General features: G+C 48.4%; 21 protein-coding genes. 3 read left to right on the forward strand and 18 right to left on the reverse strand.

Annotation, left to right across the window (positions count from 1 at the left end; translation table 11 throughout):
* Window positions 1-4: 4 nt before the first annotated feature.
* The 4 genes from coaW to JRJ22_RS17160 are packed head-to-tail and all read right to left on the reverse strand — an operon-like array spanning window position 5 to window position 2,648.
* A complete protein-coding gene (coaW, locus tag JRJ22_RS17145; RefSeq protein ID WP_332461400.1) occupies window positions 5-841 on the reverse strand; it encodes a type II pantothenate kinase in 837 nt (278 codons plus the stop codon).
* Between the two features lie 5 nt (window positions 842-846).
* Window positions 847-1,326 carry a DinB family protein gene (locus JRJ22_RS17150; RefSeq protein WP_206100673.1) on the reverse strand — a complete coding sequence of 160 codons (480 nt, stop codon included), beginning with the start codon at window positions 1,324-1,326 and terminating at the stop codon, window positions 847-849.
* Between the two features lie 36 nt (window positions 1,327-1,362).
* Entirely contained in the window at window positions 1,363-2,007 is a 645-nt protein-coding gene (locus tag JRJ22_RS17155) for a hypothetical protein (protein ID WP_206100674.1), read from the reverse strand.
* Window positions 2,008-2,027: 20 nt separating this feature from the next.
* Window positions 2,028-2,648: an HAD family hydrolase gene (locus tag JRJ22_RS17160; RefSeq protein ID WP_206100675.1), complete on the reverse strand. Its 621-nt coding sequence runs from the start codon at window positions 2,646-2,648 to the stop codon at window positions 2,028-2,030.
* A gap of 150 nt (window positions 2,649-2,798) precedes the next feature.
* Here JRJ22_RS17160 and JRJ22_RS17165 point away from each other — a divergent pair, with 150 nt between their 5' ends.
* A complete protein-coding gene (locus tag JRJ22_RS17165; protein WP_206100676.1) occupies window positions 2,799-3,575 on the forward strand; it encodes a hypothetical protein in 777 nt (258 codons plus the stop codon).
* A 92-nt stretch (window positions 3,576-3,667) separates the two neighbouring features.
* Here JRJ22_RS17165 and JRJ22_RS17170 read toward each other — a convergent pair whose 3' ends face one another.
* On the reverse strand, window positions 3,668-5,224 hold the full coding sequence (locus tag JRJ22_RS17170) for an ABC-F family ATP-binding cassette domain-containing protein (protein WP_206100677.1): 1,557 nt from the start codon (window positions 5,222-5,224) through the stop codon (window positions 3,668-3,670).
* Between the two features lie 286 nt (window positions 5,225-5,510).
* Window positions 5,511-6,545: a zinc-binding alcohol dehydrogenase family protein gene (locus JRJ22_RS17175; RefSeq protein WP_206100678.1), complete on the reverse strand. Its 1,035-nt coding sequence runs from the start codon at window positions 6,543-6,545 to the stop codon at window positions 5,511-5,513.
* A gap of 288 nt (window positions 6,546-6,833) precedes the next feature.
* Here JRJ22_RS17175 and JRJ22_RS17180 point away from each other — a divergent pair, with 288 nt between their 5' ends.
* Complete coding sequence (locus JRJ22_RS17180; RefSeq protein WP_206100679.1) at window positions 6,834-8,699, forward strand: LTA synthase family protein; 1,866 nt, start codon at window positions 6,834-6,836, stop codon at window positions 8,697-8,699.
* A 180-nt stretch (window positions 8,700-8,879) separates the two neighbouring features.
* Here the strand turns inward: JRJ22_RS17180 and JRJ22_RS17185 are convergent, their stop codons facing one another.
* The 3 genes from JRJ22_RS17185 to JRJ22_RS17195 form a co-directional block, all read right to left on the reverse strand.
* Complete coding sequence (locus JRJ22_RS17185; RefSeq protein WP_206100680.1) at window positions 8,880-10,445, reverse strand: DNA-binding protein; 1,566 nt, start codon at window positions 10,443-10,445, stop codon at window positions 8,880-8,882.
* Between the two features lie 175 nt (window positions 10,446-10,620).
* On the reverse strand, window positions 10,621-10,998 hold the full coding sequence (locus tag JRJ22_RS17190; RefSeq protein ID WP_206100681.1) for an iron chaperone: 378 nt from the start codon (window positions 10,996-10,998) through the stop codon (window positions 10,621-10,623).
* 53 nt (window positions 10,999-11,051) lie between these two features.
* The gene (locus JRJ22_RS17195; RefSeq protein ID WP_206100682.1) at window positions 11,052-11,591 is read right to left on the reverse strand and encodes a GNAT family N-acetyltransferase; all 540 of its coding nucleotides are present in this window, start codon (window positions 11,589-11,591) and stop codon (window positions 11,052-11,054) included.
* 85 nt (window positions 11,592-11,676) lie between these two features.
* Here JRJ22_RS17195 and JRJ22_RS17200 point away from each other — a divergent pair, with 85 nt between their 5' ends.
* Window positions 11,677-12,543, forward strand: a complete 867-nt coding sequence (locus tag JRJ22_RS17200) for a hypothetical protein (RefSeq protein ID WP_206100683.1) — start codon at window positions 11,677-11,679, stop codon at window positions 12,541-12,543.
* An 11-nt stretch (window positions 12,544-12,554) separates the two neighbouring features.
* Here JRJ22_RS17200 and JRJ22_RS17205 read toward each other — a convergent pair whose 3' ends face one another.
* The 9 genes from JRJ22_RS17205 to JRJ22_RS17245 form a co-directional block, all read right to left on the reverse strand.
* Window positions 12,555-12,803: a hypothetical protein gene (locus JRJ22_RS17205; RefSeq protein WP_054941180.1), complete on the reverse strand. Its 249-nt coding sequence runs from the start codon at window positions 12,801-12,803 to the stop codon at window positions 12,555-12,557.
* 137 nt (window positions 12,804-12,940) lie between these two features.
* Entirely contained in the window at window positions 12,941-13,654 is a 714-nt protein-coding gene (locus JRJ22_RS17210; RefSeq protein WP_206100684.1) for an AAA family ATPase, read from the reverse strand.
* 43 nt (window positions 13,655-13,697) lie between these two features.
* The gene (locus JRJ22_RS17215) at window positions 13,698-13,838 is read right to left on the reverse strand and encodes a hypothetical protein (RefSeq protein WP_206100685.1); all 141 of its coding nucleotides are present in this window, start codon (window positions 13,836-13,838) and stop codon (window positions 13,698-13,700) included.
* Between the two features lie 47 nt (window positions 13,839-13,885).
* Window positions 13,886-14,194: a hypothetical protein gene (locus JRJ22_RS17220; protein WP_206100686.1), complete on the reverse strand. Its 309-nt coding sequence runs from the start codon at window positions 14,192-14,194 to the stop codon at window positions 13,886-13,888.
* Window positions 14,191-14,460, reverse strand: a complete 270-nt coding sequence (locus JRJ22_RS17225) for a hypothetical protein (protein ID WP_206100687.1) — start codon at window positions 14,458-14,460, stop codon at window positions 14,191-14,193. Before JRJ22_RS17225 ends, JRJ22_RS17220 begins: the two co-directional genes overlap by 4 nt.
* 153 nt (window positions 14,461-14,613) lie before the next feature.
* Window positions 14,614-14,973: a GIY-YIG nuclease family protein gene (locus tag JRJ22_RS17230; RefSeq protein ID WP_206100688.1), complete on the reverse strand. Its 360-nt coding sequence runs from the start codon at window positions 14,971-14,973 to the stop codon at window positions 14,614-14,616.
* 28 nt (window positions 14,974-15,001) lie between these two features.
* Window positions 15,002-15,481: a DUF6530 family protein gene (locus tag JRJ22_RS17235; RefSeq protein WP_206100689.1), complete on the reverse strand. Its 480-nt coding sequence runs from the start codon at window positions 15,479-15,481 to the stop codon at window positions 15,002-15,004.
* Between the two features lie 179 nt (window positions 15,482-15,660).
* Window positions 15,661-16,473: an ABC transporter permease gene (locus JRJ22_RS17240; protein WP_206100690.1), complete on the reverse strand. Its 813-nt coding sequence runs from the start codon at window positions 16,471-16,473 to the stop codon at window positions 15,661-15,663.
* A complete protein-coding gene (locus JRJ22_RS17245) occupies window positions 16,457-17,494 on the reverse strand; it encodes an ATP-binding cassette domain-containing protein (protein ID WP_206100691.1) in 1,038 nt (345 codons plus the stop codon). The genes JRJ22_RS17240 and JRJ22_RS17245 overlap by 17 nt, the downstream gene beginning before the upstream one ends.
* Window positions 17,495-17,713 lie beyond the last annotated feature (219 nt).

The raw sequence follows: 17,713 nt of genomic DNA on the forward strand, positions 1-17,713 counted from the left end.
CAACTTACTCTATCGATAATAGCGCCCCAATCGCACCGCTGTATTCCCCATTTTTCAATAGTAATGGATGTGCCCCCCGTAATATCGTGTAGTCGGCAACCACCTTGGCAAGCGCTTCATTCCCTATAAAAGATGAACCAATGTATACAATCGCCGATAACCCGTGCTGCATAGCAGCGTGTACACTCACTGTGGTGACCGTTTCTCCGACCAATCCGATTACGGAGGCCAGGTAATCAGGTGTTTCAATGCCGGATGAAATTCCGGTGATGTTACCGAAATTACTGGCTGTCAAATCGCCGGAAATAGGCGGCTCTGAGCCTTCATAGATATGACTAACCTTCAAGTCTACTCTGTCCCGCACTCCTTGCGGCGCTAGCCGGACAATATCGTCATAGTCACTGACTTCTGTCAGCAGTCTGGATAAACCAAGCAGGGTCCCGCCTCCGACACCCGTACCGCCGATCCGAAAATGGCCGTCTGGCCTTACGATATGAACGGAAGTTCCAGTTCCAACGTTAGTCAATACAAATTCCTGAGGCATGTCTTCTGTTTCCTGCAGTAAAAATAGAACCCCCTTGCAGGTGGCTTCGAACTCGGCCATTTTCAAGACGCTCAGCTGTAAGTGTCTCTGAAGTACGTCACTTTTACCTCCGGTCACACAAAACCTGGCAGCGGGGAATTTTTCATGTAGCCATGAGACGGTAAAAGACATTTGACTGGACGGGAATTTGACTAGTTCAACCTTGTCATTTTTAAGATAAGCAATTTTAATAAGTGTACCGCCGGCATCTATTCCTACTTTTGTTAAAACCGTCAGAGCTACCCCTCCTAGATGAATTCATATTAAAGCTTGAAAAGCCCTCTGCCTATCAAGTTTGCAGTAACCGGCTCTTTTCCAATTTCCCTTGACCAGATAGACATTTGCCCGATGTGGTGGATCTCGTGAGCGATCACATGCCGCATAACTTCACCGTATGGATGGGCTTCCTGTGTTCCATCGTCCAAGATATCCATCATGATACGGTCCTCAAGGCTGTCGTCCCACGCATAGACAAATGGAGCTACTTCCGTGTGGCAGCGGGCAGAGAAATCCTTGATTTGCTGCAGACTGGCCACCTCCTCAAACGAAGGGATATCAATTGGTCTCTCTTGAATTCCGCCGCAGATCCAGCCATATTCGACAGCTACAATATGATAGAGAGTGGGGAGAATATACCCTATACCACCTGTGCGCTGTTTCATCAGCTCTTCCCGGCTCACCGTTTCACACCAGTCGAACCAGTCATTGCGGACTTGCCAGTTGTATTCGAATAGTTTGATCATTAGCGTAACCTCCTGAATTATTCTACTTAATTTGACTCAGGCCTCTACTACGCCCGCTTTCCCTATCATCCTCACACCAACAAATACAAACCACACAGAGGAAGCCGCCTGACACACAAACCCCACTGCACTTCCGGTCAGCCACGGGAAAGCCCCGATTAGATCCAGTAACGCGACCACAAATCCAAAGTAAGCCGCAGACTTGCCAAGCGGATTTTTTCTAATAACAAGACTCAAGATAATGGTTGCTATACTTAATATGATCACTACAGCGTGTATGCCTCCATAATAGATGCTGATAACCAGCTTATACATATCCGGCGAAAGCTCAATATCATAGACTGGATAGACGAGCCTCCCCAGGATAATGACAAGGATGATGTATACCGGGACAGTGGCAGCCAGCAGACCGCAGCCCAGCAGCGCTTTGATCTTATCCGTCTTCTCCAATACCTTGTACAATCCGGCAATAGAAGGGATAAGCAATAATGAAGCAAACATCAGCAGCTCATCCGCCATCGAAATATTGAACCTCCACTCCTCCAGCCAATTCATCAGCTCCGTATCCGGCAGCGGGGGGCTAGGCACCGGGAGAAGAAACAGGGACACACCCAGGAAAAGAATTCCCGAAAGAATAAAAGCAATTCCGCCAAATTTAACAATTCCGATTTTTGATTTCATGGTTTCAGCTCGATTCCGGGTTAGTTAAACAACTCTACAAGATCCTTTAAACGATTAATCGTATAATCCGGTCGGCTGACCGTCCCGAATCCATAGCTTGCAAAGACGAAAGGAATTCCGGCAAACGCAGCCGCCTTCTGATCCCCTTCCGTATCCCCCACATAAACCGGGTTCGCTAAATTGTTTCTTTGCATGATCAGCTTAATATTCTCCCCCTTGGAAAGCCCGGTTCTACCCGGATTCTCATAATCTGTGAAATACTTATCCAATTTATGATACTTATAAAAAGCTTCAATATATCCTGCCTGGCAATTGCTTACGATGAATAGCTTGTATTTAGTGGATAACGCCTGGAGCACGGCCTCCAGCTCTTCATATAACATTCCGCCTTGCTCGGCAAGGTACTGGCACTCCATGGCACAACATTCACTTAAAATCTTTTCTTGAATGTGCTCCTCTAGATTAGGGAACAGTTTTCTGCCAACCTCTGCAACTTGGAGGCCCATTATTCCTTTCAAATCATCCTTAGTGATTTCATTGCCGATCTCAGTGTAACTGCTTAATACTGAATTCCAGCCCACCACTACTACTTCCGTAGAATCCCAGAGGGTTCCATCCAAATCAAATATAATGCTATCCATGCAAGCCCCGCCTTTGGTTAGTAAAATATTTATCGCTTTGAATCCTGTTTCACACATATGATATCATTTCCAGCCTTCCTTTTGCAGTGCTGGTATAATTGGGGGGATATGCAACTTACACAGAAAGGGTTGAGTCCAATCCGAACTACAATGCAGGCAGCGGGCGCGATTCTTTCGCTTAGCTTGCTGCTAGGCTGCAGCAGTCAAAAGTCATCCATCCCTGTTGCTGCAACCTTTGAAGCAGCTCCGTCAACTTCACCAGCTTCAACTCCTTCTGTTTCATCTGCCGCGACGGACCCGGAACAGCTTCCAGCAAATACAGGAGGTATCACCAGCCAATTTCCACTGGAGGGTCTGGCCGGTTCAGTGATTCTAGATTCTGTTAATGATGCTCAGACGATTCGGGCGAGAACAGCAGCGGGGCAAGGCGAACTGCTGATGATCTCCAGCGGTCCTGAAGAGCGGGGACATCTGAATGTATCCAGCAATTACGGTCTGGAAGGTGAGCAGACTTATCAGGCAGATTACTCCATCGTGTACCGGAAAGGAAACCAAGATCTGGAATTGTCCAAGCTGCCTGCTTTTTTATTCGTGCAGCCGACAGACTGTATTTTGGATTTTGCAATGGTAAGCTTTAAAGAGGCAGATATGTACCTGCTAACTCCCCAGTACAAGTCCGGACATGGACTAGTCGGGTATGCCTTTGCTATCGACAAACGGAGCGGGGAGGCCTTTCCGCTATCCTTCGTACAGGACGGTATCGTACAAGATACGCTTGTCTACGCCGAACTGCAGCCGGCACCAGTCAACGATCATGAACAGTTGGTCGTATTCTCTCCGGTTGGTGCTGGGGGCGAACCGGAACTGGAGCCAAGGGTATACACATTGGATCTGGTAAACCATCAATTTGTCGCCCGCAAAATCTAAATCGGAAGGCCGTTAAATGGGTCCAACGCATCTCTCGAATCTGCCAAACATACAAAAAGGCTGCCTCAAAGAGGCAGCCCGGTTATAGCGGTTTAGAATACTTTCGTGGTCCACGATTCGCAGTTCCAAGTATCGGTTACGATATCACGGTAAAATTCAGGTTCATGGGAGATCAGCAGAATGCTGCCCTTATATGCTTTGAGGGCTCGCTGCAGCTCTTCTTTGGCGTCTACATCAAGGTGGTTCGTCGGCTCATCCAGTACGAGCAGATTCGTCTCACGGTTGATCAGCTTGCAGAGGCGGACTTTGGCTTTTTCGCCACCGCTTAACACTGCGATCTTGCTCTCGATATGCTTCGTCGTCAGACCGCATTTCGCAAGCGCTGCGCGGATCTCGAACTGCGTGAAGGATGGGAACTCACTCCAGATCTCTTCGATACAGGTATTGTAATTGGCATCCTTAATTTCCTGCTCGAAATAGCCGATTTCCAGCAGATCTCCGAGTCTGGCTGAACCGGAAATTGCCGGAATCTGTCCGAGAATGCTGCGCAGCAGTGTGGTTTTACCGATACCGTTTGCACCGACTAGAGCGATTTTTTGGCCGCGTTCCATACTCAGATCCAGGGGTCTGGATAATGGAGAGTCATAGCCGATGACGAGGTCTTTGGTCTCAAATACCACTTTACCGGAGGTACGTGCAGGCTTGAAGTTGAACTGCGGCTTCGGTTTTTCCTTGGCGAGCTCGATCACTTCCATCTTGTCGAGCTTCTTCTGCCGGGACATGGCCATATTGCGCGTTGCCACACTGGCTTTGTTACGGGCCACGAAATCTTTCAGATCCGAAATTTCCTGCTGCTGGCGTTTAAAAGCAGATTCAAGCTGCTGTTTCTTCGCCTCATACACCTGCTGGAAGTAGTCATAATCGCCCACATACCGCGACAGTGACTGATTCTCCATGTGATAGATCAGGTTGATGACACTGTTAAGAAACGGAATATCGTGCGAGATCAGGATGAAGGCATTCTCATATTCCTGCAGATAGCGCTTCAGCCAGACGATGTGCTGCTCGTCCAGATAGTTCGTAGGCTCATCCAGCAGCAGAATGTCGGGTTTCTCCAGCAGCAGTTTAGCCAATAGTACCTTGGTCCGCTGTCCGCCGCTGAGATCATGAACATCCTTATCCAGACCAATGTCTGTTAGTCCCAGCCCGCGGGCGGTTTCATCGATTTTGGCGTCGATCATGTAGAAATCCTGGTTCGTCAGTGTGTCCTGAATCGTACCGACATCCTCCAGCAGCTGCTCCAGCTCCTCCGGAGTGACATCGCCCATTCTGCCGTACATGTCATTCATCTCTTGTTCCATATCGAACAGATATTGAAATGCCCCGCGGAGCACATCCCGGATCGACTGTCCCTTAGTCAGCACAGCATGCTGGTCCAGATAGCCTACCCGCATACGTTTGGCCCATTCAATCTTACCTTCGTCAGGCTGAAGCTTGGACGTGATGATATTCATGAAGGTAGATTTCCCTTCACCGTTGGCACCGATCAGACCAATATGTTCACCCTTCAGCAGGCGGAAAGATACATCAGTGAAAATAGCACGGTCACCAAAGCCGTGACTAAGCTTCTCTACATTTAATATGCTCATGAATTTAACACCTTTTCCTTTACAAAGTATACTCGTCATATTATAAAGGTTTTGGCTCCGCAACTCCATACAGATTACAAAAGAAATGATGTTTTTTCTTTCAGCTGCAGACCAGGCTATTGCCTGAGCAAAAAACACACAAAAAACTGCCGGAAATTTCCCGGCAGTTCTCTAATCCAATCACAGTCAAACTTGTGCCAACACATCATTCAGTGCTTCTGCCATGGTCGGATGCGTAAAGATCACTCTCATCAGTACTCCCCCTCTTTTATTGTACGAAGATGGTTTATTCGAAGCGTTCCAGCACCACTTTGCCAACGGTACGGCCCGATTCCAGCATAGCATGTGCCTTACGCAGGTTCGCCGCATTGATCGGTTCCAGCTTGTCGGTCGTCGTTGTGCGAATTGCACCTTCGTCAACGAGCCGTGCGATCTCATTCAGCAGCTTATGCTGCTCAATCATATCTGGAGTCCCGAACATGGAACGGGTGAACATAAGCTCCCAGACAAACGTGACGCTTTTGTCCTTGAGCAGGGTCAGATTGAGCAGTTCATCCGTCTCGACAATCGAGCAGATTTTCCCTTGCGGGGCGATAGCCGCGGCCATACTCTTCCAGTGCTTCTCCGTACTGTTCAGGCAAAAGATATAATCCACCTGGGCAAATCCGGCAGCCTGCAGCTGTGGCAGAAACTCCTCATAATGATTGATCACATGATCTGCTCCCAATCCCTTCGCCCATTGGGCTGATTCCGGACGGGATGCCGTACCGATAACGGTCAGTCCTGCATGCTTAGCAAGCTGAATGGCGATTGAACCGACACCGCCTGCTGCTCCGATGATCAGAAGCGTTTTGGCGGCATTATTAGCCTTGCCCGTGGAAATCCCCAGCCGGTCAAACAACCCTTCCCACGCCGTGATCGACGTTAATGGAAGTGCAGCAGCCTCAGCATACGACAGTGTCGCCGGTTTCGAACCGACGATCCGCTCATCCACCAGATGATACTCACTGTTTCCACCCGCACGCTTAATGCTGCCTGCATAGTAGACCTCGTCACCAGGACGGAATAATGTGCAATCCTCTCCGACCTGTTCTACCACACCTGCAACGTCCCAACCGAGCACCCTTGGGGCTTCCTCTACCCGGCTTTTTGGGGAGCGTACTTTGACATCTACCGGATTTACAGATATCGCTTTAACATTTACCAGAATGTCTTTGCCTGTTGGGACCGGCTTCTCCAGCTCCACATCAATCAGGCTCTCTGCATCATCGATCGGCAAGTATTTGATTAAGCCTACTGCTTTCATTGTTTCTTTGGTCATGGGTTCGCATCTCCTTATCGTAACTGTGATGTCCTTATAAATAGTTAGTACAGTAAGTATAGTTTATACATGCACTTCCGTTAAGAACGCACATTAATGTGAGATAGTATCATTTTGTATACTAAACAAAGAAACAGACATCCGCCTGGTTTTGGGTATCTCTCTGATTTTTTTAGATGTTTTTTACATATGAATTTTCATCAATTTCGGGTAATCTTATGTAGTTGATTTTGAAAGCCCCGGTGTAATAGAATGAATGAATTAAATAGAAAAGGATGCGCATAACCCATGCGATTGAAGGAACCGCGTACACTCAGTAAGAGATCCATACTATTTTTCTCCATTATCATGCTTGCAAAAAGCTATTTTGCCTGGTACTACTTGTTCGAAGACGGCCCGACCTGGAGTACATTGTTCAAAGAACTCCCCTTTGTCCTTATCATATTCTGTCTGATCGAGTGGTTCGCCACGAAACGGAAGATTGCTATCTACATGCTGGTTAATCTGTTAATTACCGTTCTATTCTTTTCACTAATAGTCTACCATAATCACTTCGGGATAATTGCCACTTCACAGGTGATCGGTCAGGCAAAACAGGTGGGAGCGGTCAAAAAGAGTATATTTGCGGTCATACATCCGCAGTATATGCTGATTTTCCTGGATATCATTATTATCAGCCTCATTATGCTAAGCCGGAAGAAAGCGCTGGCCTGGAAGAAAGCCATGTCGCGCCAGAGCAACCGCAAGGTAGTCGCAGTATTGTTCTGTATCTCCCTGGTAATCTGCATGATGAATATCTTCCCCAACAAAGCCAGTATGAATGAGACAGTCCAAGCTGAGCAAATGGGGATTCTGAATTATGAAGCCTACGCCCTGCTTGCGGATCAGGAGGAGGAGGTCATTGACAGCGCCCAGATTACTCAATCGGTGATCGATCAGACCAAGGGTATTCAGGCCCAGAATAGTCCTATTCTCTTCGGTGCCGCCAAAGGCAAGAATCTCATTATCATTCAGATGGAATCCTTTCAGAACTTCTTAATCCATTTGTCGATAGACGGACACGAAATCACACCGAACATGAATAAGCTGGCGGACAGCAGTATCTATTTCCCGCGTTTCTTCCAGCAGGTTGGTCAAGGCAACACCTCTGATGCGGAATTTATCGTAAATACTTCCTTTTATGTTCCGCCGGATGGTCCGGCAACCGAAATTTATGCTCCCAAAGAGCTGCCAAGCTTACCTAAATTACTGCAGGCTCAAGGCTATGATACCGCAACCTTCCATACGAACGAAGTTGATTTCTGGAACCGCGGCGAGCTCTATCGGGCACTTGGTTTTAACCGTTATTATGATAAAGCCTTTTTCGGTGAAGACGACACCATTTTTTATGGTTCTTCTGACGAAGTCCTCTATTCGAAGACCTCATCGGAGCTGGCCCGGATGAATGAACGCAGTGAACCTTTTTATTCCCATGTCATCTCCATGTCTTCCCATAACCCCTTCTCTATTCCGGAGAACAAATATCAAATGAAGCTGCCGGAGCGATATGAGGGTACCTTTGTTGGCGATTACATTCGTGCCCAGAACTACGCGGATTACGCGCTGGGACAGTTTATTGCTGAACTCAAAGAGAAAGGCGTCTGGGACGATAGCTTAATCGTTTTGTACGGAGATCACCGCGGACTGCCAATTTTCTCGCTGAAGGAAGAGGACAACGTTCTTTTGGAAGAAATTCTGGGTCATGAATACAACGAGCGGGATCTGATTAATATTCCCTTAATAATCTCCTCTGCCGGAATTCCGGTTCCAAGCGTACAGAATCAATTAGGCGGACAGGTGGATATTTTACCGACAGTAGCGAATTTGCTGGGTGTGCCTGTGGAGAATCATATTCATTTCGGACAGGATTTATTAAATCAGACGACTTACAATCTGCTGCCTCAGCGTTATTATCTCCCAACAGGATCGTTTGTAAATAACGAAGAGCTGTTCTTATCCGGCAGCGGGTACGAAGACGGCCAGCATTATACGCTGTCTGGTGACGGCAACAAGCCGCTTCTCTCCACCGAGGATGAGTTCGACCGTGCGCTGAAGCTCCTTCAGCTCTCCGATAGCTATGTGTCGCAATTACCGGATAGGGAAGTCTTGGAATAAGGCAATAATTGCTTTCCTTTTGGCAAAAAAGCTGTAATTAAAACACGGAGTGCATAACCATTTGCGCTCCGTGTTTTTTATTGCCATCAGCATCCGAGTTTCTCAATAGAAGGACATCACAAAGAATCAGTTCCAAACACAAAAAACAGCCGGGAGATACCCGGCTGCTCTGAGAGATATTTACTCGACCGGTACGTTCGCAATCGTCACTGACTCTGTGTATTTTGCCGTACTGTTCAATCGCAGACGCATACTGGCCGCACCGGTTATGTTCGGGTTGATGGACACGGTTAATGTTTTGGAGGCAACACCACTAGAATCAGCCGTAAGCGAGAAAGCCGAACTGTAGCCATAGGAAGACGGCCAGGAACCGTCGCTGTTCTTGATCTTCGCAACCTGCGTTCCAGAGCCGTTGTAGATGCCCAAGCTGTAGCCGGAGGTTGTTGAGTTGGCTGTCAAACCTGACAGGATAACTTTCACCTGGAATTCATATTGATTGGGCAGTGTCGCCTGATGTTCAAATACATATGCCGGGTTAGTGGTAGATGGTGCAGCTACACCATAAGAACCACTTTTAAACGTAGAGGGGTCATACCATTTGTATCCGGAAGCCGGAGTTGCCCATGGCTCTGCCACCGGCTGGGTGGAGTTAGCAGGTATTTCCCAACTGGACAGTGTAGTGGCTGTATCCAAGGTAAGCCCGGGTACCGCAGAAAGTGAGGTATAGCTTTCCTTCGTTGCTAACCAGTTGACCATGTTGAGCAATAGGGTGGCATCATCCTCTTCTGCATAGCCGTCATAGGTGGTTTTGGTACCGCCGGTCTCTTCTTTCTTGTATTTGGGTGAAGCATCCTCTACCGACGAGGAATCCCCGATAAATGCTGCTTTGCCTGCGCTTACCTTGGCCACAGCAACAAACGGCCCTTCCGCAACTCCGCCGCCGTTATATACACCGGCATCTACTGCGCTCGACCAGGCCGTAGCTGTGGTCGGCACATAGACGATTCCTTTCGCCTTTGCCGGATTGGTAATAGCAAGCGTTGAACCGGCGTGAACGGCAACTGTGGAAACTCCGCTTGTAATATTAAAAGCCTGGGCCGGGGCCACAATGTTGTTGGCAACAACATCACCTAGCGCGTTGTAGCGGAATCTCACGCCAAAGTTAGTCGACAGCCAATCTGAGCTAGCAACGCCAGACATGGCGGACGAAGCCGCTTCCTCCGCAGACATACCAAGTGCAGGACTACTCCAGGCCCCCCGCCGGTAGCCGTTAAAGACCTCGGAGGCATCCCAACGGTTTTTGTTCCGGTCCGCATTGTAATGATCACTGATAAAGAAAATACTGCCCCCGGCATTTACATAACTGAGCAGCGCTGCCTGCTCGGATGTTTTGTAAGGAATGTTAGCTTCCGGAATCACAAACACGTCGTAGCCGGACAGATCCGACAATGTAATCGCAGTGCTTTTACGCAATTCCTGCACATAATAGCCAGCACCCGCCAAACCGCCCGCAAAATCCGAAAAGGCTCCATCGATGACCCAATCCGCAGCACCAGCGGTCTGGGCATGCGTATTATCGAACAGAACTTTCTTTCCGTTTGCTGTAGCCGGGGTGATACTCGGAGCCGGATCAGACGGTCCTTCCGCATTGACCTTCAGGGACGGGATACCTAAAGACGCTGCCAGAACTGCGGCAATGGCCAGGCTCGTCCAGGTTTTGCGCAGACGCGGGAAGCTATGAAGCATTAACATTCCTCCACTCTATTCTTAGGATATGACCAATGGCGGTCGCAACTAGAATAGCATAGAAAAATATAGCAAAGCATATAATTTTACTATTTTTACAATTTTAATATATATTTGTGAAAGACGCACAATGGATTAACATACTGTTGATCTAAATCGGTCTAAATCTTGGCCTTCACTTGGAACTCCGCCAAAAAGTTGAACAATCTTTTTTATCCTCAATATTGAATTCGATCATTTCCTTCAGTAAGGAATAATCCACCGGTTTTTCCCAGCGGATGCGCACCAGCTGCTTGGTATGATCATAGCCGGCCTGCACAATTTTATCAGAGAAATGATTAATCCCTGCGAGTTCAGGGGCAACCGCCATATGCTGTTTGGCTACGCTAAAGCCAATAATATATGTGCCGTGATCGGTAAACATGGGCTGATTCCAGGCAATTTTGGGTGTCAAGCCGGGAAAGGAATCAGCTACCCAAGCCAACACTTCTTCCACGCGTGCCAGATGTTCCGGATGATCAATCTTCGCTAAATATTCTGCAAAAACTTCCATATCGTTCCTCCTTAAGAAATACGGTTTTTAAATCCATTTTCTTACTATTCAGGTCAGCCTTTGTACTCATGTTCAAGAATCGAATACAGATAGGAGTCATGCCATCCACCCTTATGCCACATATGTTCACGCAAATGGCCCTCGTAAACCATTCCGATCTTTTGCATCACTTTCGCAGAACCGATATTGTCCGGGCGGCAGGTCGCGTAAATCCGGTGCAACCCAAACTCCCGGAAACCGAGCTTCAGCAGAGCTTCCGCCGCCTCACTCGTATAGCCCTGCTTCCAGAACAGCGGATTAAAACAATACCCGATCTCCCCCTGCTTCGGGTCACTGAGATGAAGTCCGCATCCGCCCAGCAACTGATTCGTAGCTTTCAATACCACTGCGAATTCAAAACCCCGCCGGGGAGATTGCTTTTGCATATCAATAGTCAAGTTAAGATAATCTCTTGTCTCCGCTTCTGAGTTCGGGCCCCAGATCATATATTTGGCCACTAACGGATCTGACGCATAGGCATGTACTTCTTCCAGATCGCCATGCGTGAATTCCCTAATCATTAACCGGTTCGTCTCGAGCTTAAAAGTCTTCATCTATAGCCCCCTTTTCTTGTAAGAAACCCAATCTTCCATTATTCTAGTAGTCAATAGATCCCGTATTATATTGGAGGACTTGCTGATGGACAAAAAAACGCTGGCTGCATTAAAGAAGCTGTACCGTTATGACAATTCCGGGTATGATGCAGAGCGCGGCGTCAGTCTGTACCGGTTGGATAGCTTAAGCCTTGAAGAGCGCAGGCTACTCATGCAATATGGATGGGAAGCAAATGAACTGGAATGGATCACCCATGATGAAGGGAACCGGAAGCTGATGGCCCTTCAATCGGATGAGCGGTTGTCATGGTCAGGGATAGCGGGAGCGTTCATAGCAGGTGTAGGCGGAAGCTTCCCTAGAGGCATATCTCCCCTCATGAGCTATCACAGGATGCTCCAGATGAAGGAACATGAATATGTTCAAGCAAAGCGCTTCATTTGCTGCAAAACCTGCGGATTTCATAAAGACCAATGGGAGAATATTTCTTACATCCGTTATACCCTCCACTTAGGCAATGTTTATGGCAGCAGCACTACAGGAGCATACGCTGATTTAACGGAGATCGCGGAGCTGCTGGAGCACAGCCCTATTGTACCGGCAGCAGCGAATATTGAGCTTTTCAGACAGCTTATCGAAAGCCTTGATTCAGCACCGCCTGACGAAACTCCCGGTCAATTCGAGAAACGGCTGACTTCCTCCCGGCTGCTTAAAGGTACTGCGGGTACGCGCCGGGGTATTCTGCAATCGCTTGCTGTGCTAGGTGTGCTGCCGAATCAGATCTTGACGCTTACCCCCGGTCAGTGGACGAATACAGAAGAAATGTTGAATGGGGAGCTTCATTTGAACAATACCCGGGGACGCTCCGATATGGAGATGCCATGGGCCGGCTGGCAGGGTAAGCTTGGTGTCAATAATGCGGTACTGGACCAGTTGTTCGGAGAATTCCTCTGATATTCCTCAGGTTAATTCAGTTCCTTGCTCTTAATCGTAAAGCCACGGACCTTCATCCACTTCCCGGCAACCGATTCATCGACGGTTCCGGTTTTGGTTCTGACACAAAATTTATGTGATGTCCCTCTGTCAAAGCCGGATGCCTCATAGAGCAGATCATCGCCCGCTTGACCCTTAAAATATACCTGCTTCAGGCCAAGCCGGCTTAGCAGCTCCTGCTTTACACTTTCAATATACATGCGCGAATATTCTTTGGACATTGTTGTTCTTTCCTCCTGCAGTGTTCATTCTCTTGTCCATTATACCACTCCTACAGTTCCAAAATCCCCCTCCGTCTCGTAGCCGCAAAAAGCAGCAAACCTCCACGATCTGGAGGTTTGCTGCTCTAATAACGAACCTATTCATCGCTGAACAGCTCCCGCAATACTGCCTTACGGTTTTCGAGAAAACGCCTGGTTAAGATGTAGTGCAGTGTGTCTTCGTACTGAATCTCCCCGACAGGCTGGCTGTCAAAGTTCAGGATTTGGGCATCCGGATAGCCCAGCAGAATCGGGGAGTGCGTAGCGATGATAAACTGGGCTTCTTTTTCCAGATCCTTAATGATACGAAGTAATGACAATTGCCGGGCTGGTGAGAGCGCAGCTTCGGGTTCGTCCAGCAGATAGATCGCCTTTTTTCCGAAACGGTGCTTAAAAAGCGACAAAAACGCCTCACCATGGGACTGTTCATGTAATGACTGCCCCCCATAAAATCTTAAGCTGGAAGGCATCGTATCGATATGTGAAGCAAAGTGGTAAAAGGTCTCCGCCCTGAGAAAAAAGCCGTCGGTTACCTTGGGCAGCCAGGATAAACGCAGGTGATCTCCCAGCGCCGACTGGGAAGCATCTACCTCGTAAGTATTGTTCCTGCCTCCGCCTGCCGTATTGAATCCGCACTGATAAGCGACTGCCTCGAGCAGAGTGGACTTTCCTGAGCCGTTTTCGCCAACCAGAAAGGTAACATTCGTCTTGAATTCAAGACGGTGCAGATTTTTCAGGGCTGAAATGGTAAATGGATAGCGGGAAAGATCCGTATCCTTTTTCGGTAGAATCTCCACACTTCGCAGGAACATGTAATCATCTCCAAACCTCTGTTATGAAAAAGCAGTGTCCCGGTTACTTCACATCTACAGCTTCATAGAACAGCTGATTATTCTCCAGGAAGAGAACGCCGTCCTGCTTAAGCTCCATCGATTGAATATCCTTTTTCGAGGGGTATTTCAGCAGAGCTTCGTGCACGTCCTCTTTATTCTGCATGTTATCAATCTGATAAGCAATTATATTGCGGCCTTCCCGCTTCAATATTAAATCTTCAGTGCGGAAGCACCGAACCCATTTCCCAGCACTGCAGCCTTCCCTTCAGTGACAACAAAGGTCTCTAAGCTGCTGCTGTCTTTAAAAATCTGATGTTTGGTCTCTGACCAGACCTCAGGGGGTGTAATCTCCTTCAGATCACTAACCAGACTGTCTTTCTGCTGACCCAGCAACTCCTGAATAATTGTTTCAGCTTCCTTAACGGACAGCTTTTCGGACTTGGAATCACATGCGGTGAACAGCAGGATTACCGACAGTAAACACGCACCGAATCCGGCAAATTTGCGCTTGCTGGTCATGTCCGCACCTTCTTTATGTCTTTATTGAACCAATGAATATACCCGCAGCGGTCGCAGGTCAAAATATTCGCTGAACGGTTGGCGAAATCAAGATTCAAGAAACTAAGTAAAGCGGTATTCAACTGCGCATAGCCATGATCGAATTTATCATATTGACAGTGCACGCAGATCACACGCAGGCCATTCACCTGATAGGGGGCTGCTGCTGTTAACTCTTTTATATTTTTGGAAAAACTCTTAAAAAACCTTGTTGCCCCGTTTGCCATTTCAGAACCTCCTTCTCACGCGTTACCCTTTAATACGCCCCCTAAATTTGGAAGTTTCGGTAGATGCTGATCTATCTCACGTATGAGTTTGAAGTGAAGACTAAAAAAACGGCCGATAATGTTCCCGGGGGAGCCCTATCAGCCGTATTCCTATTATCTCTGCAGTGGTTTATTGTAGCCTTTGTCTTCATACGGCTGCAATTGCTCCAACCACCGTTTCAGCATCACCTTGCATTCCCATTTCACATCGGCGATTTCGTCAGTTTCCTTCTCCTCCAGCACTTCATAGCTGAAATTCTCTGCTCCAAGCGCTTTCCAGTCCTTCTGGAGCTCTGCATTTGCGAACCGGCCCATATCCAGCTGCATCTGGAGGGTAAACCATTTGTTCTTCAGGTTGGAGTAGGTATCGATGTAGATTTTACCGCTTAGTTTGTTGGTGATTTGGATGGCACCCATGTATGTTTTAATCTGCTTGTATTCCTCTTGAAGCTCCTTGCGTTTGCTCTTGTCCATATTGTTCTCTCCTCAAAATTTTGTCGTCCTAATAGCCCATTTCCTTCAATACCCGGGACAATACACTTAGCCGTTCACCGATCATTTCACCGTCTTCGCCAAGCGCTTGGGCAAACAGCTTTATGTCATTATCAATCATTGGATTGTCGGTACACACAGCCACATTCATGGCATCTCCCTGCAGTCCGATACGGTCAATCGTCGTGTTCTCCGGATCATACATTTTGGGCATACGGTAAGCATCCTGGAAATATAAGCTGCTTCTGCAGATCAGGATCGCCAGATCCAGCACACGGTGCATTGGCAGTTCCTCCGATTGTCTAGACCACTTCTCCCCTGTATGTCTCCATACTTTAGCTGAGATATCGACCTTTCCCCGGTCATTCCACTGGGCTAAGCCGAGGGACAGCCCTTGGGCATCTGTATTGCCGGCATAACGGCCGTCAACTTGCTCATAATTTTCGGATACGATCACAGGTTTATGTTTTAGGGTGGTTGGAATTTTCATCTCTACACGCTCCAATTAAATTTACTAATTTACTAAATTACTAATTTACTAAATCCAAAATCATAATACCCTTCATTCCATCATCTGTCAATCCCGCAAAAAAAGCTTCCGCAGCAGATGCTGCAGAAGCTTTTTGAGGTACCTCTGAGTGTGGTTCGACTCTGGATGGCCTATGAAAATTATGTGCGGCGCATGTAAGCGCGGACGGTGATGGGTGCAAAGATAGCCACAATAACCGCTGCACCGACCAGGGAGAAGACAAGATCCGAACCTGCTGTACCGCTATTGGTTAATTCACGGACAGCCGTAACCAGATGGGAAATAGGGTTGATATTAACGAACCACTGGAGCCAGTCAGGCATAGTATCGACCGGCACAAAGGCATTGGATAGGAACGTGAGCGGGAACAGCACAATCATGGATATCCCCTGCACACTTGAAGCCGTACGGGCAATTACACCGAAGAACGCGAAGATCCAGCTGATGGCCCACGAGCACCCGATCACCAGGAGCGCAGCAATCGCCACATAACCGATGCCGCCCTCGGGGCGATAACCCATGAGATACCCCATAACGAAGGTAAGCACCGTTGCGATGGTATAGCGGACCGTATCAGCGAGCAAAGCTCCTGCAAGTGGCGCAATCCGCGAGATCGGCAATGATTTGAAGCGGTCAAACACCCCTTTTTCCATGTCCTCACGAAGCTGCACGCCAGTAACGATGGAGGTGGTAATGACCGTCTGCACCAGAATTCCTGGGATGATTACCGGCAAGTAGCTCACCACGTCACCAGAGATCGCTCCGCCGAAGATATAGGTAAACATTAGGGTGAAAATAATCGGCTGAAACGTTACATCAAACAGCTGCTCAGGGGTACGCTTGATTTTAAGCAGCCCCCGGTAAGCCATTGTCAGGGAATTGCGAACCGCCTGGCCGAAGCTGGAGTGATTCTTCAACTGGCGCTCAGCCCCCGGCTTAATTAATGTGCTCATATTGTTGTCCCCCTGCTTTATTATCTTTTTCGGATACCTGTGCTGCATTATCTTCTACACCATGACCAGTCAGGGACAGAAAAACTTCGTCCAGGGTCGGCTTCTGTACACTCATTTCGGATAAGGGGATTCCCGCAGCACGAAGCGCAATCAGCAGATCGGTTACCTGATCCGCATTGCCCATCGGCGCAGTAATCTTGGCAGCTTCTGCGGATACAGCGGCCTGAACCCGCAGCACCCGTTCAACAGTCTGCCGGGCAACCATCATTTGCTGCGGATTCTCCACTCTTAAGTGCAGCGATGAGCTGCCAACAGAGGATTTCAGATCATCAACGGTACCTTCGGCAACCACTCTTCCATGGTCAATAACCGCTATCCGGTCTGCCAGCTGATCCGCTTCCTCCAGATACTGTGTGGTCAAAAGGACCGTTGAACCTGAGCCTACCAACCGGCGGATCGTATCCCACATCTGGTTGCGGGTGCGCGGGTCAAGCCCCGTAGTCGGCTCATCCAGGAAGATCAGCGGCGGCTGGGCGATCAGGCTTGCGGCCAGATCCAGCCGGCGGCGCATCCCACCGGAGAAATGCTTGAGCGGGCGTTTGGCGGCTTCGGTCAGCCCGAATTCCTCCAGCAGATCCGCAGCTTTACGCCGGGACTCCGCACGGCCCAGTCCAAGCAGCCGGGAGAAGATCACCAGATTCTCGGTTGCGCTAAGCGACTCATCGACGGATGCGTATTGTCCGGTTACCCCAATCAATTGCCGTACGATCTGCGGCTCCTTCACCACATCATGCCCGAAGATTCTGGCGGATCCGGCATCCGGGCGCAATAAGGTTGCTAGCATACGGATCGCTGTCGTTTTCCCGGCGCCGTTAGGCCCGAGCACCCCGTAGATGGAACCGGTGGCTACCTGAAGATCCACCCCGTCTACCGCACGGTTGTCTCCGAACACCTTGACCAGCCCCTGCGCTTCAATGGCTAATGCTGCTTGCTGCGGCGTTTTTTTGGTTTGTTGACTCATTTGCTACTCCTCCTACACAACTAATATATAAGGATCATAAATCCCTTATTTAAACTGAATATAAACGTGTATGTATTTCTTCAGCCCTTCAGTCCTGTTCATTATAAGCCTGATTATGGAACTGCTTAACGGTCTGCAAGACCATTTTGCCCTCCGCCCCCGGATGTAGAAACCGGAATAAATAATCGTAGACAAAAAGGTAACCTGTTACATATAATA

Origin of the sequence: Paenibacillus tianjinensis, from assembly GCF_017086365.1 — a bacterium.
Classification (GTDB): Bacteria; Bacillota; Bacilli; order Paenibacillales; family Paenibacillaceae; genus Paenibacillus_AQ; species Paenibacillus_AQ tianjinensis.